Raw genomic sequence first — 13658 nt, 5'->3', positions numbered from 1 at the left:
GATGGGTCACGGAGGGGCCACTGAGTCTGGTCAAGGCCCGGGCAATCCGTGGTCACATACGTTGCCGCCAGGGAGATAACCTGCGTCCATGAGCGAGAACGGACTCACTGCTGCCCAGGACAAGATGCGTGCCGGCGGCGTCGCCGAGCAGGCCATCGGCGTCTTCACCCACTACTACCGCTCCCTCGAGCAGGGCGCGACCGGTCTCATCCCCGAGGAGACGATCGAGCCGCTCACCGAGATCGACTCCATCGAGGACGTTGAGGTCAGCGAGGAGCAGGCGCGCGAGGCGCTCTCACGCACGGTGCTCATCAAGCTCAACGGCGGGCTGGGCACCTCCATGGGCATGGACCAGGCCAAGTCCCTGCTGCCGGTGCGCGACGGCAAGACCTTCCTCGACCTGCTCGTCGACCAAGTGATGGCCGCGCGCGCCACCTACGACGTCGAGCTACCGCTCATCTTCATGAACTCCTTCCGCACCCGCCAGGACACCCTCAACGCCCTCGCGCAGCACCCCGGCATCGAGGTCGAGGGCCTGCCCCTGGACTTCCTGCAGAACCGCGAGCCCAAGCTGCGCGCCGACGACCTGACCCCCGTGACGTGGGAGGCGGAGCCGTCGCTGGAGTGGTGCCCGCCGGGCCACGGCGACATCTACACGGCGCTCGTCGCCTCCGGGGTCCTCGACGCCCTCCTTGAGCGCGGCTTCCGCTACGCCATGACCTCCAACTCCGACAACCTCGGTGCCGCCCCCTCCGCCCACATCGCCGGCTGGTTCGCCGCCTCAGGCGCCCCCTACGCCCCCGAGATGTGCCGACGCACCCCGGCCGACGTCAAGGGTGGACACCTCGCCGTGCGCAAGAGTGACGGCCGCATCATCCTGCGCGACACGGCCCAGACGCCGCCGGAGCAGATGCACTACTTCACCGACCAGTTCCGCCACCCCTTCTTCCACACCAACAACCTCTGGTTCGACCTGCAGGTCCTGCGCGACACACTCGTTGAGCGCCAAGGCATCCTCGGCCTGCCGCTCATCAGGAACGAGAAGACCGTCGACCCCTCCGACGCCTCCTCCACCCCCGTCATCCAGATGGAGACGGCCATGGGGGCAGCCGTCGAGGCCTTCGAGGGCGCGACCGCGGTCGAGGTGCCCCGCAGCCGCTTCCTGCCGGTCAAGACCACCAACGACCTGCTGCTCGTGCGCTCGGACGTCTACGAGGTCGACGAGGACGGCCTGCTGCAGATGGTGCCCGACGAGGCCTGCACCGTCAGCCTGGACCAGCGCTACTACAAGCGGATCGCGGACTTCGAGGCCCGCTTCGCCCAGGGAGTGCCCTCGATCCGCGAGGCCCACACCCTCACCGTCACCGGTGACTGGACCTTCGAGAACGACGTCGTGGCCACGGGTGACGCCGTCGTGGGGGAGGAGGGCGCCCCGGGGGTCATCGCCTCCGGCACGCGCCTGTGAGGCGTCGGCCCCAGGTACCGGTAAGCAATGAGGGCCCGGAACCACCACGGTTCCGGGCCCTCACGCATCCGGTGGGCGATACTGGAATCGAACCAGTGACCTCCTCGGTGTGAACGAGGCGCTCTAACCCCTGAGCCAATCGCCCGGTGCGCGGCCAGGCTAACGGCAGGCGGGCCACCGGAGCAAACAGGGTGCCGGTGAGGTGGATCACCGCCATGTCATTTGCACAGCCTTGAGACGCCGGGCTACTGTTCAATCTGTCGCGAACGTCTCCTCGGAGCAGTTCATGGCAGCACGCGGATGTGGCTCAGTTGGTAGAGCATCACCTTGCCAAGGTGAGGGTCGCGGGTTCGAGTCCCGTCATCCGCTCTGAGGAGCCGGGAGCTCTCCCAGCAGCCCCCAGCACTCAGCGGTGGGTTGGCCGAGAGGTTAGGCACCGGCCTGCAAAGCCGTTGACACCGGTTCGAATCCGGTACCCACCTCGGGCGATTGGCGCAGCGGTAGCGCGCTTCCCTGACACGGAAGAGGTCACTGGTTCGAACCCAGTATCGCCCACCACCCACGGTGCCACTGTGGCACCCCGATACGCTGCACCTCATGGCCGACCCCTCGACGTACCGCCCCGCACCCGGGGAGATCCCCACGTCGCCCGGCGTCTACCGCTTCATCGACGCCGAGGGGCGCGTCATCTACGTCGGCAAGGCCAAGAACCTGCGCGCGCGCCTGTCGAGCTACTTCCAGGACCTGGCGGCCCTGCACCCGCGCACCCAGAAGATGGTGACCACCGCCTGCGCGGTCGAGTGGACCGTCGTGTCCACCGAGGTCGAGTCCCTGGCCCTGGAGTACTCCTGGATCAAGGAGTTCAACCCCCGCTTCAACGTCATGTACAAGGACGACAAGTCCTACCCGTACCTGGCCGTCACCATGCAGGAGACCTACCCCCGGGCCATGGTGGTGCGCGGCGCCCGCAAACCCGGCACCCGCTACTTCGGCCCCTACGTCCAGGCCTGGTCCATCCGCGAGACCCTCGACCAGCTCTTGCGAGTCTTCCCCGTGCGCTCCTGCTCCTCGGGCGTCTTCAAGCGCGCCCACGCGTCGGGCCGCCCCTGCCTGCTCGGCTACATCGACAAGTGCGCCGCCCCCTGCGTCGGGCGCGTGAGCGCTCCCGAGCACCGGCGCCTCGCGGAGGACCTGTGCGCCTTCATGTCCGGGCGCACAGGCCCGTACCTGCGCGAGCTCGAGTCCGAGATGCAGGTGGCCGCAGCCGCCCTCGACTTCGAGAAGGCCGCCCGCCTGCGCGACGACGTCGCCGCCCTGAGGAAGGTCATTGAGCAGAACGCCGTCGTCCTCGACGACGCGACGGACGCCGACGTCTTCGCCCTCGTGAGGGACGAGCTGACCGCCGCCGTCCAGGTCTTCCACGTGCGCGGCGGGCGCGTGCGCGGCCAGCGCGGCTGGGTCATCGACCTTCTCGACGAGGCCTCCGACGCCGAGCTGGTGGAGCGCCTGCTCCAGCAGGTCTACGCCGATCTCGTCACCCCCTCCGACAACGTCGACGCCGCCGACGCGGCCCCGGCCGCCACCCCCGTGGGCACCGCCATGGGCGCCCCGGCCGCCTCCGGCCCGACGACCTCCCTCGGCGTCGGGCACCGCGCCCCCTCCGCCCCCGCCCAGCGGGTCGGCACGGGGGCCGAGGGTCGCGACGGCCGCCTGCGCGAGGACCGCACAGCCGCCGCCACGAGCGTCGACGACGTCGCCCACACCGCCACCACCGCCGTGCCCCGCGAGATCCTCGTCCCCGTCCTGCCGCCGGACGCCGCCTCCGTGACCTCCTGGCTCACCGCCCTGCGCGGTGCCAAGGTGGACCTGCGTGTGCCCCGCCGCGGAGACAAGGCCGCCCTCATGGACACGGTGCGCAAGAACGCCGAGGAGGCCCTGCGCCTGCACCGCACCCGACGTGCCGGGGACCTGACCCAGCGCGCCCAGGCCCTGGAGGAGCTGGCCGACGCCCTCGACCTGCCCGAGGCGCCGCTGCGCGTCGAGTGCTACGACATCTCCCACACGCAGGGCACCTACCAGGTCGGCTCCATGGTCGTCTTCGAGGACGGCGCCCCCAGGAAGTCCGACTACCGCCGCTTCACGGTCCGCGGGCCCGAGGGCCACGGGGCCGCCGACGACACCGCCGCCATGAGCGAGGTCCTCACCCGCCGCTTCACCCGCCTGCTGGCCGAGCAGGGCGCTGAGCTGAGCGAGGCCGAGCGCGAGCTCGTCGGTGAGGAGGGCGACGGCGTCGCCATCGCCTCGGGCCCGGTGGACCCCACCACCGGCCGCGCCCGGCGCTTCTCCTACGCCCCCGGCCTCGTCGTCGTCGACGGCGGCCTGCCACAGGTCAACGCGGCCCGTGCCGTCCTGGACGGACTCGGCCTGGACACGCCCCTCATCGGCCTGGCCAAGCGCCTGGAGGAGGTGTGGGTGCCGGGGGAGGAGTTCCCCGTCGTCCTGCCCCGGACCTCACCGGCCCTCTACCTGCTGCAGCACCTGCGCGACGAGTCGCACCGCTTCGCCATCACCCACCACCGCTCCAAGCGCACCAAGGGGATGACCCGCTCGGTCCTCGACGCCGTCCCCGGGCTCGGGCCCGCCCGCCAGGCGGCCCTGCTCAAGGCCTTCGGGTCGGTCAAGCGCCTGCGCCAGGCCACGCCTGAGCAGGTCGCCGCCGTCAAGGGCATCGGCCCCGTGCTGGCCGCGAGCGTCCTGGAGCACCTGGGCGGCCAGACGCCCGCCCCCACCCCGAGTGAAGGAGAACGATGATGACCTGCGCACCTGCCGGCCCCAGCGCGCCGGAGCGCTTCCCCGACGGCTTCCTGTGGGGCGGAGCCCTGGCCGCCAACCAGTACGAAGGAGCCTACGACGTCGCCGGTAAGGGCCTGAGCGTCCAGGACGTTATGCCGCGCGGCGTCGTCGGCCCTCCCACCGAGGGACCCACACCGGACAACCTCAAGCTCGTCGGAACCGACTTCTACCACCGCTACGCCGAGGACATCGCCCTGCTGGCGGAGATGGGCTTCACGACCTTCCGCTTCTCGATCGCCTGGTCGAGGATCTTCCCCCGCGGCGACGAGGAGCGGCCCAACGAGGATGGCCTGGCCTTCTACGACCGCGTCCTGGACGAGCTCGAGCGCCACGGCATCGAGCCGGTCGTCACGATCAGCCACTACGAGACGCCACTCGCCCTCGCCCGCGAGTACAACGGGTGGACCGACCGGCGCCTCATCGGTTTCTACGAGCGCTACGCACGCACTCTCTTCGAGCGCTACGGCTCGCGCGTGCGCTACTGGCTGACCTTCAACGAGATCAACTCCGTCCTCCACGAGCCCTTCATGTCGGGCGGCATCGCCACCCCCAAGGAGGAGCTGAGCGAGCAGGACCTCTACCAGGCTATCCACCACGAGCTCGTCGCCTCGGCCGGCGCCACGCGCATCGCCCACGAGATCGACCCCGCGCTCAAGGTCGGGTGCATGATCCTGGCCGTCCCCTTCTACCCCCTCACCCCGGACCCGCGCGACGTGTGGGCGGCCAAGCAGGCCGAGCGCGCCAACTACGCCTTCGGCGACGTGCACGTGAGGGGCCGCTACCCCGGCTACTTCCTGCGCTCCCTGGCCTCCAAGGGCGTCGAGCTGGTGGTTACCGAGGAGGACCGCCGCACCCTGGCCGAGCACACGGTCGACTTCGTGTCCTTCTCCTACTACATGTCCTCGTGCGAGACGGCCACCCGGCCGCGCCAGCCCGGGGGCGGCAACCTCATGGGCGGCGTCGTCAACCCCACCCTGGAGGTCTCCGACTGGGGATGGGCCATCGACCCGCTGGGCCTGCGCACCATCCTCAACGACTACTGGGACCGCTGGGGCAAGCCCCTGTTCATCGTCGAGAACGGCCTGGGCACCCACGACGAGCTCGTCACCGGTGCCGACGGTCGTCCCACGGTGGAGGACTCCTACCGCATCAGCTACCTCAACGACCACCTCGTCCAGGTGCGCGAGGCCATCGCCGACGGCGTCGAGGTCATGGGCTTCACCGCGTGGGGCTGCATCGACTGCGTCAGCGCCTCCACCGCGCAGATGTCCAAGCGCTACGGCTTCGTCTACGTCGACCGCCACGACGACGGCACGGGCAGCCTGGAGCGCTACCGCAAGCAGTCCTTCAGCTGGTACCGCCGGGTCATTGCCTCCAACGGCGCTGTCCTGACTCCCTGAGCCCGGCTGCGCCCGGGGCGCGCAGGGCCGTGTCCACCGGCAGCCCCAGCGGGGCGGCGCTCGTCGCGCTCGTCGTCCAGGGCGTGCCCAGCGGACCGAGAGTGCTGCTCATGGGCCCACGTCGCCGGGGTGCATGCCATGATCGCTCCATGAGCGTCCAGCGCGACCCGGTCCAGGACACGGTGCCCATCGAGATCCCCGCCATCGACGAGGCCACGCCTCCGGTGCCTCCCGCCGGGCGCCCCGAGATGATCATCATCACCGGCATGTCCGGGGCCGGACGCTCACGCGCCGCCAACGCGCTCGAAGACCTCGACTGGTACGTCGTCGACAACCTGCCGCCCCAGCTGCTGCCCGCCCTGGCGGGCATGATGACCACCGTCGGCCCCGGCGTGCACCGCCTGGCCGCCGTGGTGGATGTGCGCTCACGGGCCTTCTTCTCCTCCTTCCTGCGCTACCTGGGCGAGCTGCGCGACACCGGCACGACGGTGCGCGTCATCTTCCTCGACGCCGACGACACCTCCCTCGTGCGCCGCTTCGAGTCCTCGCGCCGCCCCCACCCGCTGCAGGGCTCGGGCACCATCCTCGACGGCATCGCGCACGAGCGCACGCTCCTGGCGGGACTCAAGGGCATCGCCGACGAGGTCATCGACACCACCAGCCTGTCCGTGCACGAGCTCGCCCGGCGGGTGCGTGAAGTGGTGGCCGACGACGCCGAGCTGCCGCTGCACGTGACGGTCATGTCCTTCGGCTTCAAGTACGGGCTGCCGATGGACGCCGACCACGTGCTCGACGTCCGCTTCATCCCCAACCCCTACTGGGTCTCCGAGCTGCGCCACCTCACCGGCCGCGACGCGCCCGTCGCGGAGTACGTCTTCCGGCAGGACGGGGCGGCCGCCTTCGTCGACGGTTACGCCGACCTGCTCGCCCAGGCACTGCCGCACTATGTTGACGAGCTCAAGCCCAACGTCACCATCGCCGTCGGCTGCACCGGGGGCAAGCACCGTTCAGTGGCCACGGCCGAACGGGTGGGGGCGAGGCTGCGCTCCCAGGGCCTGAGCGTGGTCACCCAGCACCGGGACCTCGGCAGGGAGTGAGGCGTCGTGACTGAGAACACTGTGTCCACAGCACACACCGCAACCACCACCGTTGACGCCGAGGGCTGGCGCCGACGCGGTCAGGAGGGCCCGCGCGTCGTCGCCCTGGGTGGTGGGCACGGCCTGTCCGCCACCCTGCGGGCCCTGCGCCACGTCACACAGCGCCTGACCGCCGTCGTCACCGTGGCCGACGACGGCGGCTCCTCGGGCCGGTTGCGCCAGGAGTTCGACTGCCTGCCCCCCGGGGACCTGCGCATGGCCCTGGCGGCCCTCACCGACGACTCCGAGTGGGGCCTGACCTGGCGTGACGTTCTCCAGCACCGCTTCGCCGGTGACGGCGAGCTCGACAACCACGCCCTGGGAAACCTCCTCATCCTCGCCCTGTGGCAGCTGCTGGGTGACGACGTCGGGGGCCTGGACTGGGTGGGGCGCCTGCTGTCCATCCACGGCCGGGTCGTGCCCATGAGCTCCTCGCCACTGGTCATCGAGGCGGACGTCGTCGACGGCGAGCGGCGCTCACGCGTGAGCGGGCAGGTCGCCGTCGCCACGGCACGCGGACGCATCGAGCACGTGTGCCTGAGCCCGGCCGACGCCGTCGCCCACCCCGTGGCCGTCAAGGCCATCGCCGAGGCCGACTGGGTCGTGCTCGGCCCGGGCTCCTGGTACTCCTCCGTCCTTCCCCACCTGGTGCTCGACTCCATGCGCGAGGCCCTGGTGAGCACCCGCGCCCGCAAGGTCCTCGTGCTCAACCTCACCGCGCAGCGCGGCGAGACTGAGAACATGACGCCGGCGGACCACGTGCGCGTGCTGCACGAGTACGCCCCCGAGCTGCGCCTGGACGTCGTCGTGGCCGACCCCTCCACCGTCGACGACGTCGCCGCCCTCGAGGAGGCGGCCCGCCTCACGGGCGCCGTGCTCGTCCTGCGCCAGGTCCGCACCAGTGACGGTCTGGGCCACCACGACTCGCTGCGTCTGGCCGCCGCCTTCCGCGACTCCTTCGACGGGGTGATCGCGGACCTGGCAACGCCCCCGACCCCTGACACCACAGGCTGAGGCGTTACCCTGCACCCCAGTACAACCACCACCCCAGTACCGCCACTGCCCCGACGAACAGGAGCCACCCCATGTCGCTGACGGTGACCGTCAAGGACGAACTGGCCCAGGTGGCCCCCGGCACCTCCTCCCAACGCCGTGCCGAAGTCGCCTCCATGCTCCGTTTCGCCGGCGGACTGCATATCGTCGGCGGCACGATCGTCGTCGAGGCCGAGCTCGACCACGGGGGAGCGGTCCGCCGCCTGCACCGCGAGCTCAAGGACCTCTACAGCGTCGAGCCTGAGGTCGTCGTCGTACGCGGCGGCTCCCTGCACCGGGGCAACCGTTACGTCCTGCGCGTGAGCGAGCGCGGAAAGGACCTCGCACGCCTGACCGGCCTGGTCGACGGGCGCGGCAGGCCCGTGCGCGGCATGCCCGTCGCCGTCATCCAGGGTGGGCGCAGCGCCGCGGCGGCGGCCTGGCGCGGTGCCTTCCTCGCGCGCGGATCGCTCACCGAGCCAGGACGCTCCTCCTCCCTCGAGGTCACCTGCCCGGGCTCCGAGGCGGCCCTGGCCCTGGTTGGGGCCGCACGGCGATTCGACATCGTTGCCAAGGCGCGCGAGGTGCGCGGAGCCGACCGCGTGGTCGTGCGCGACGGTGAGGCCATCGGCATCCTGCTCGAGCGGATGGGTGCCACCCAGGCCCACACCGCCTGGGGGGAGCGCCGCTCGCGCCGCGAGACGCGCGGCACCGCCAACCGGCTGGCGAACTTCGACGACGCGAACCTGCGGCGCTCGGCCCGCGCCGCCGTGGCCTCCGGTGCCCGCGTCGAGCGCGCCTTCGAGATCCTGGGGGAGGAGGTGCCCGAGCACCTGCTGCAGGCCGGCCGCCTGCGCGTGGAGCACAAGCAGGCCTCGCTGGAGGAGCTCGGTCAGCTCTCCGATCCGCCGCTGACCAAGGACGCCGTGGCCGGGCGCATCCGCCGCCTGCTGGCCATGGCGGACAAGCGGGCCCACGAGCGGGGGGTGGCGGACACCGAGTCCGTGCTCACCCGGGACATGCTCGACCTCTGAACCCTAGGACCAGGGTCCCTGACGTCAACGCCGACCCTGGTGCGCCGTCGCCTCACGGTCCGCGTCGGGCCGCCGTGTTCGCCTGTGGCGTGCCGGGCGCTCGCGGTGGGACCCGACGTGACGCTAGACTCCCGAGCGTCGGGACTGCGGCTCCGCCGTGAGATCCCGTAGGGCACACACGCTTGTGCCCTTCAGTAACAAGGACGTGCGCCCACCGGCGCACTAGGAGGACACAAAGTGACCACCCGCGTTGGTATCAACGGCTTCGGCCGCATCGGCCGCAACTTCTTCCGCGCTGCCCTGGAGCAGGGGGCGGACATCGAGATCGTCGCCGTCAACGACCTCACCGACACCAAGACCCTCGCTCACCTCCTGAAGTACGACTCCATCCTGGGCCGTTTCACCGGCGAGGTCTCCTACGACGAGGAGTCCATCATCGTCAACGGCAAGACCATCAAGGTTCTCGCCCAGCGCGACCCCAAGGACCTGCCCTGGGGCGACCTCGGTGTCGAGGTTGTCGTCGAGTCCACCGGTTTCTTCACCGACGGTGAGAAGGCTGCCGCCCACATCGCGGCCGGCGCCAAGAAGGTCGTCATCTCCGCTCCCGCGAAGAACGTCGACGGCACCTTCGTCATGGGTGTCAACGAGGGTGACTACGACGGCGCGACGATGAACATCGTCTCCAACGCCTCCTGCACCACCAACTGCCTCGCCCCGCTGGCCAAGGTTCTCCACGAGAACTTCGGCATCGTCCGCGGCATCATGACGACCATTCACTCCTACACGGGTGACCAGCGTGTCCTCGACGCCCCGCACAGCGACCTGCGCCGCGCCCGCGCCGCCGCCCTCAACATGATCCCGACGAAGACTGGCGCCGCCCAGGCCGTCGCCCTCGTCCTTCCCGAGCTCAAGGGCAAGTTCGACGGCCTCGCCGTCCGCGTGCCCACCCCGACCGGCTCCCTGACCGACCTGACCTTCCAGGCCGAGAAGGAGGTCTCCGTCGAGTCCATCAAGGCCGCCGTCAAGGCTGCCGCCGAGGGAGAGCTCAAGGGCATCCTCAGGTACACCGAGGACCCGATCGTCTCCACCGACATCGTGGGCGACCCGCACTCCTCGATCTTCGACGCCACCGAGACCAAGGTCATCGGTGACCTCGTCAAGGTCCTGTCCTGGTACGACAACGAGTGGGGCTACTCCAACCGCCTCGTCGAGCTCACCGCTCTCGTTGGCTCCAAGCTCGCCTGAGCATCTGACGTCAGCCGCATGAGCACCTGAAGGCCGACGCCCGCGCACGCCCACGCGTGCGCGGGCGTCGGTCCGTCAGCGGCTGACGCTCGGCCGCTCACCCGGCACCCGACCACCACCACAACCAGCAGGTAAGAGGTTTCATGAAGACCATCGAGTCCCTGGGCGACCTCAAGGGCAAGCGCGTCCTCGTCCGCTCCGACTTCAACGTCCCGCTCGACGCGGACAAGAACATCACCGACGACGGCCGCATCCAGGCCGCCCTCCCCACCCTCACGACGCTGCTCGACGCCGGCGCCAAGGTCATCGTCACCGCTCACCTCGGCCGCCCGAAGGGCCAGGTCAACCCGGACTACTCCCTCGCCCCCGTCGCCGCCCGCCTCGCTGAGGTCACCGGCGTCAAGGTCACCCTCGCCAAGGACACCGTCGGCGAGTCCGCCAGGGCCGCCGTCGCCGCCATGAGCGAGGGCGAGATCGTCCTGCTCGAGAACGTCCGCTTCAACGCCGCCGAGACCAGCAAGGACGACGCCGAGCGCGCCGCCTTTGCCGCCGAGCTCGCCGCGCTCGCCGACGTCTTCGTCTCCGACGGCTTCGGTGTCGTCCACCGCAAGCAGGCCTCCGTCTATGACGTCGCCACGATCCTCCCGGCCGCCGCGGGCCTGCTCGTGCGCAAGGAGATCGAGTCCCTGTCCAGGGCCGTCACCAACCCCGAGCGCCCCTACACGGTGGTGCTCGGCGGCTCCAAGGTCTCCGACAAGCTCGGTGTCATCGCCAACCTCCTGTCCAAGGCGGACCGTCTGCTCATCGGCGGCGGCATGGCCTACACCTTCCTCGCCGCCCACGGCCACGAGGTCGGCACCTCCCTGCTGGAGAAGGACCAGATCGACACGGTCAAGGGCTACCTCGCCACCGCCAAGGCCAACGGCGTCGAGCTCCTGCTGCCCGTCGACACGGTTGTCGCCCCGGCCTTCGCCGCGGACGCCCCCGCCACCGTCGTCGCGGCCGACGCGATCCCCGCCGACCAGATGGGCCTCGACATCGGCCCGAAGACGGCCGCCCTCTACGCCGAGGCCATCTCCACGTCCAAGACGGTCGTCTGGAACGGTCCCATGGGCGTCTTCGAGTTCGAGGCCTTCGCGGCCGGAACCAAGGCCGTCGCCAAGGCCATGAGCGAGTCCGACGCGTTCACCGTCATCGGCGGTGGCGACTCCGCCGCGGCCGTGCGTACGCTCGGCTTCGACGAGTCCACCTTCTCCCACATCTCCACCGGTGGTGGCGCCTCCCTCGAGCTCCTCGAGGGCAAGGTGCTGCCCGGCGTCTCCGTCCTGGAAGGCTGATACCACTATGAGCAACCGCACCCCGCTGATGGCGGGCAACTGGAAGATGAACCTCGACCACCTCGAGGCCAACCACCTGGTCCAGGGCCTGGCCATGGCCCTGAAGGATGCCGAGCACGACTACTCCAAGTGCGAGGTCCTCGTCATCCCCCCGTTCACGGACATCCGCACCGTGCAGACGATCGTCGAGGCTGACTCCCTGGGCATCGCGTACGGCGCCCAGGACGTCTCCGTCCATGACAACGGCGCCTACACCGGTGAGATCTCCACCGCGATGCTCGGCAAGCTTGGCGTCACCTACGTTGTCATGGGCCACTCCGAGCGTCGTGAGTACCACCAGGAGTCCGACGAGCTCGTCGGTGCCAAGGCCCGCAAGGTCCTCGACGCCGGTATGACGCCGATCCTGTGCTGCGGCGAGGCCCTTGAGGTTCGCAAGGCAGGCACGCACGTGGACTTCGTCCTCAGCCAGGTCCGTGCCGCGCTGGCCGGCTGGTCCGCTGAGGACGTCGCCAAGATCGTCATCGCCTACGAACCCATCTGGGCCATCGGCACCGGCGAGACCGCCACGGCCGCCGACGCCCAGGAGGTCTGCGGCGCGATCCGCGAGGCGCTGCGCGCCGACTACGGCGACGCCACCGCGGACGCCACCCGCGTTCTGTACGGCGGCTCCGCCAAGCCGGACAACATCAAGGAGCTCATGGCTCAGAGCGACGTCGACGGTGCTCTCGTCGGTGGCGCCTCACTCAAGGCCGAGTCCTTCGCCGCCATGGCGGGCTTCTACGCCTGAGGCGCACGTCGGCGTCTCCGGCCCCTGATGGGCTGCCACCCGCACCTGACCTGACCGGGGCCCGGCAACCTCACACGTGAGGTGGCCGGGTCCCGGTCCGTGTATCCGCGCCCCGTGGGGTAAAGTCCGTTGCGCAACCTTGCCCCGTCACGAAGGACACCGCAGCATGGACATCCTGGAGATCATCCTCAAGATCCTCCTCGTGCTCTCGAGCTTCTTCCTTATTGCCACGGTCCTGCTGCACAAGGGACGTGGCGGCGGCCTGTCCGACATGTTCGGCGGCGGCGTCTCCTCGGTCGCCGGCTCCTCCGGCGTCGCCGAGCGCAACCTCAACCGCATCACCATCGGCGTCGGCATCGTCTGGGCTCTGGCCATCGTCGGCCTGGGCCTGGTCGCCAGGTTCGCCTGATCCCACCCGCGGCCCCGACGACGTGGCTGCCGACATCCTCACCCGCGCCCTGGGCGGCTACCTCGCTCACCTCAGGGTCGAGCGCGGGCTGAGTGCCAACACCCTGGCCGCCTACGAGCGCGACCTCGGCCGCTACACGTCCTTCCTCGCGTCCCGGGGCCTGGATCGCCCCGAGAGCGTCACCGAGGTGGACGTCGCCGCCTTCCTCGAGGCCATCCGTACCGGCGCCGACGGCGGCCGCCCCCTGTCGGCCTCATCCGCCTCACGCACCGTCACGGCCGTGCGCGGCTGGCACCGCTTCCTCCTGGCCGAGGGACGCACCAGCACCGACCCGTCGGCCGCCGTACGCCCGCCCCAGGTGGGTCGGCGCCTGCCCAAGGCCCTGAGCGTTGAGCAGGTCCAGGCGCTGCTTGAGGCCGCCTCCACAGACGAGAGCGCCACCGGCCTGCGCGACCGCGCGTTGCTCGAGCTGCTGTACGCCACCGGCGCGCGCATCTCAGAGGCCGTCGGCCTCGTCATCGACGACCTCGACCGCGACTCCGGCTGCCTGCGGCTGTTCGGCAAGGGCCGCAAGGAGAGGATCGTGCCCGTGGGGCGCCTGGCCTGGGACGCCCTGGACGCCTACCTCGTTCAGGGCAGGCCCGAGCTTGCCGCCCGGGGCAGGGGAGTGCCGGAGGTCTTCCTCAACACGCTGGGACGCCCCCTGTCGCGCCAGTCCGCCTGGGGGGTGCTGCGTCAGGCGGCGGCACGCGCCGGACTGGAGGAGGACCTGCACGTGTCCCCCCACACGCTGCGCCACTCCTTCGCCACCCACCTGCTGGCCGGTGGGGCGGACGTGCGTGTCGTGCAGGAGATGCTCGGCCACGCCTCGGTCACCACGACCCAGATCTACACGAAGGTCACGGTGGATCACCTGCGTGAGGTCTACGCAACCAGCCATCCGCGTGCTTTCGGTTAGGC

The 13658-nt window shown here is 70.4% G+C and carries 12 protein-coding genes and 4 tRNA genes; 14 read left to right on the top strand and 2 right to left on the bottom strand.

All coding sequences use genetic code 11. The features are described 5' to 3' along the window. Window positions 1-88: 88 nt before the first annotated feature. Window positions 89-1465 carry a UTP--glucose-1-phosphate uridylyltransferase gene (locus ID810_RS06585; RefSeq protein ID WP_166854920.1) on the top strand — a complete coding sequence of 459 codons (1377 nt, stop codon included), beginning with the start codon at window positions 89-91 and terminating at the stop codon, window positions 1463-1465. Window positions 1466-1537: 72 nt separating this feature from the next. Here the strand turns inward: ID810_RS06585 and ID810_RS06580 are convergent. Next, window positions 1538-1610, bottom strand: a tRNA-Val gene (locus tag ID810_RS06580). A 151-nt stretch (window positions 1611-1761) separates the two neighbouring features. Between ID810_RS06580 and ID810_RS06575 the strand changes: the two genes are divergently transcribed. The 5 genes from ID810_RS06575 to ID810_RS06555 all read left to right on the top strand — a co-directional run bounded on the left by ID810_RS06575 (window position 1762) and on the right by ID810_RS06555 (window position 5718). Next, window positions 1762-1834: transfer RNA gene (locus ID810_RS06575), tRNA-Gly, on the top strand. A 42-nt stretch (window positions 1835-1876) separates the two neighbouring features. Further along, window positions 1877-1947, top strand: a tRNA-Cys gene (locus ID810_RS06570). 1 nt (window position 1948) lies between these two features. Continuing rightward, window positions 1949-2023: transfer RNA gene (locus tag ID810_RS06565), tRNA-Val, on the top strand. 39 nt (window positions 2024-2062) lie between these two features. Next, complete coding sequence (uvrC, locus tag ID810_RS06560) at window positions 2063-4276, top strand: excinuclease ABC subunit UvrC (RefSeq protein ID WP_166854921.1); 2214 nt, start codon at window positions 2063-2065, stop codon at window positions 4274-4276. Next, window positions 4276-5718, top strand: a complete 1443-nt coding sequence (locus ID810_RS06555) for a glycoside hydrolase family 1 protein (protein ID WP_166854922.1) — start codon at window positions 4276-4278, stop codon at window positions 5716-5718. Before uvrC ends, ID810_RS06555 begins: the two co-directional genes overlap by 1 nt. On the opposite strand, the gene ID810_RS06550 is transcribed toward ID810_RS06555, so the two are convergent. Further along, window positions 5684-5830: a hypothetical protein gene (locus ID810_RS06550; protein WP_166854923.1), complete on the bottom strand. Its 147-nt coding sequence runs from the start codon at window positions 5828-5830 to the stop codon at window positions 5684-5686. The genes ID810_RS06555 and ID810_RS06550 overlap by 35 nt on opposite strands. A 37-nt stretch (window positions 5831-5867) precedes the next feature. Here ID810_RS06550 and rapZ point away from each other — a divergent pair, with 37 nt between their 5' ends. The 8 genes from rapZ (at window position 5868) to xerD (ending at window position 13656) form a co-directional block, all read left to right on the top strand. Next, window positions 5868-6815 (top strand): RNase adapter RapZ, encoded by a 948-nt coding sequence (gene rapZ, locus ID810_RS06545; protein ID WP_166854924.1) that lies wholly within the window; start codon window positions 5868-5870, stop codon window positions 6813-6815. Between the two features lie 6 nt (window positions 6816-6821). Further along, complete coding sequence (locus ID810_RS06540) at window positions 6822-7868, top strand: gluconeogenesis factor YvcK family protein (protein WP_235931415.1); 1047 nt, start codon at window positions 6822-6824, stop codon at window positions 7866-7868. Between the two features lie 71 nt (window positions 7869-7939). Further along, on the top strand, window positions 7940-8920 hold the full coding sequence (gene whiA / locus ID810_RS06535) for a DNA-binding protein WhiA (protein WP_166854925.1): 981 nt from the start codon (window positions 7940-7942) through the stop codon (window positions 8918-8920). 237 nt (window positions 8921-9157) lie between these two features. After that, the gene (gene gap / locus ID810_RS06530; RefSeq protein WP_166854926.1) at window positions 9158-10165 is read left to right on the top strand and encodes a type I glyceraldehyde-3-phosphate dehydrogenase; all 1008 of its coding nucleotides are present in this window, start codon (window positions 9158-9160) and stop codon (window positions 10163-10165) included. Between the two features lie 143 nt (window positions 10166-10308). Next, a complete protein-coding gene (locus ID810_RS06525; RefSeq protein WP_166854927.1) occupies window positions 10309-11502 on the top strand; it encodes a phosphoglycerate kinase in 1194 nt (397 codons plus the stop codon). A 7-nt stretch (window positions 11503-11509) separates the two neighbouring features. Beyond that, the gene (gene tpiA, locus ID810_RS06520) at window positions 11510-12289 is read left to right on the top strand and encodes a triose-phosphate isomerase (RefSeq protein WP_166854928.1); all 780 of its coding nucleotides are present in this window, start codon (window positions 11510-11512) and stop codon (window positions 12287-12289) included. A gap of 166 nt (window positions 12290-12455) precedes the next feature. After that, a complete protein-coding gene (secG, locus tag ID810_RS06515; protein WP_166854929.1) occupies window positions 12456-12698 on the top strand; it encodes a preprotein translocase subunit SecG in 243 nt (80 codons plus the stop codon). Window positions 12699-12747: 49 nt separating this feature from the next. Beyond that, a complete protein-coding gene (gene xerD / locus ID810_RS06510; RefSeq protein ID WP_166855095.1) occupies window positions 12748-13656 on the top strand; it encodes a site-specific tyrosine recombinase XerD in 909 nt (302 codons plus the stop codon). The last annotated feature ends 2 nt before the right edge of the window (window positions 13657-13658 follow it).

The sequence above is a fragment of the Actinomyces respiraculi genome (assembly GCF_014595995.2).
Classification (GTDB): Bacteria; Actinomycetota; Actinomycetes; order Actinomycetales; family Actinomycetaceae; genus Actinomyces; species Actinomyces respiraculi.
This window is presented reverse-complemented; position numbering and strand designations above follow the sequence as displayed.

What these genes read in the sequence shown, in the direction of transcription:
- ID810_RS06585 (WP_166854920.1), top strand. Translation starts at nt 89, where the DNA reads ATGAGCGAGAACGGACTCACTGCTGCCCAGGACAAGATGCGTGCCGGC.
- uvrC (WP_166854921.1), top strand. Translation starts at nt 2,063, where the DNA reads ATGGCCGACCCCTCGACGTACCGCCCCGCACCCGGGGAGATCCCCACG.
- ID810_RS06555 (WP_166854922.1), top strand. Translation starts at nt 4,276, where the DNA reads ATGACCTGCGCACCTGCCGGCCCCAGCGCGCCGGAGCGCTTCCCCGAC.
- ID810_RS06550 (WP_166854923.1), bottom strand. Translation starts at nt 5,830, where the DNA reads ATGAGCAGCACTCTCGGTCCGCTGGGCACGCCCTGGACGACGAGCGCG.
- rapZ (WP_166854924.1), top strand. Translation starts at nt 5,868, where the DNA reads ATGAGCGTCCAGCGCGACCCGGTCCAGGACACGGTGCCCATCGAGATC.
- whiA (WP_166854925.1), top strand. Translation starts at nt 7,940, where the DNA reads ATGTCGCTGACGGTGACCGTCAAGGACGAACTGGCCCAGGTGGCCCCC.
- ID810_RS06525 (WP_166854927.1), top strand. Translation starts at nt 10,309, where the DNA reads ATGAAGACCATCGAGTCCCTGGGCGACCTCAAGGGCAAGCGCGTCCTC.
- tpiA (WP_166854928.1), top strand. Translation starts at nt 11,510, where the DNA reads ATGAGCAACCGCACCCCGCTGATGGCGGGCAACTGGAAGATGAACCTC.
- secG (WP_166854929.1), top strand. Translation starts at nt 12,456, where the DNA reads ATGGACATCCTGGAGATCATCCTCAAGATCCTCCTCGTGCTCTCGAGC.